Genomic DNA, 696 nt, shown 5'->3' on the forward strand with positions numbered 1-696 from the left:
GGTGGCGATCAGGATCAGCCAGGCGGGCGACATCAGATAGGCCGAGGCGCCGATCAATAGCTGCAACCGGCTGATCCAGTGGAAACCGCTCGCGCCGAGCAGTTTCAGATGCTGGATATTGCCCTGCGCCCAGCGCCGGTCGCGCGCGGCGAAGTCGGGCAGGGTGGGCGGGGCCTCCTCGTAGGAGCCCTCCATGAACGGGGCCAGGTGCACGCCCCAGCCGCCCCGGCGGATCAGCGCCGATTCCAGGGCGTCGTGGCTCATCACCTTGCCGCCGAAGGGGCGGGGCCCCTTGAGGTCGGGCAGGCCGCAGCAGTCGGCGAACGCCTGCACGCGGATGATGGCGTTATGGCCCCAATAGCTGCTTTCGGCGCCCGACCACCAGGACAGGCCGGCCCAGGCGACGCGGCTGTAGAGGCGCGAGCCGAACTGCAGGCAGCGGGCGAACAGGGTCTCGCCGTTGATGACCAGCGGCAGGGTCTGGATCAGGCCGGCGCTCGGGTGGCGCTCCATGGCCGAGACCAGGCGCAGGATGGTCTCGCCGCTCATCAGGCTGTCGGCGTCGAGCATCAACATCTGCTCGTAGGCGCCGCCGAAGCGGCGGACCCAGTCGGCGATGTTGCCGGCCTTGCGGCCGACATTGGCTTCGCGGCGGCGGTAGTACACCGCCGAGGCGGCGTTGGCGCGCAGGCGCTC

The 696-nt window shown here is 70.3% G+C and carries 1 protein-coding gene; it reads right to left on the bottom strand.

The features are described from left to right. Window positions 1-696 (bottom strand): glucans biosynthesis glucosyltransferase MdoH (gene mdoH / locus D1614_RS28045; RefSeq protein WP_119440485.1); only part of this gene is annotated, 696 nt, incomplete at both ends.

Source organism: Maribellus luteus (assembly GCF_003576475.1).
Classification (GTDB): domain Bacteria; phylum Bacteroidota; class Bacteroidia; order Bacteroidales; family Prolixibacteraceae; genus Draconibacterium; species Draconibacterium luteum.